The 243-nt window shown below is 43.2% G+C and carries 1 protein-coding gene; it reads right to left on the bottom strand.

Annotated elements, in window-relative coordinates:
- Positions 1–243: group II intron maturase-specific domain-containing protein (locus P5674_RS26400; protein WP_315643536.1), on the bottom strand; the 243-nt coding region annotated here is incomplete at both ends.

Genomic DNA, 243 nt, shown 5'->3' with positions numbered 1-243 from the left:
CTGAAGGTCTCTGTTGAGACTACCGCTGAGTAATAATTTGACCATCCCCGAATAATCGGGTTTAGTCTGCTAATCAGGGCTGATTGAGGTGCTGTTTTGTATTGTTTTATTACACCTTTAATCACTTCTGTGTGGGCTTTGACTGCTTTGTTGCTGGGTTTTATGTGGGTTTTATGTCCGATTAGTCTGCTTGTTGCCCCACCTGTTTTCCCAGATTTATACTTTCCAACGGGGTATTGCCTG

This window comes from Limnospira sp. PMC 289.06 (genome assembly GCF_032350395.1).
In the GTDB taxonomy this organism is placed as follows: domain Bacteria; phylum Cyanobacteriota; class Cyanobacteriia; order Cyanobacteriales; family Microcoleaceae; genus Limnospira; species Limnospira platensis.
The sequence above is the reverse complement of the archived record's forward strand: the minus strand, read 5'-3'. Positions and strand labels throughout refer to the sequence as shown.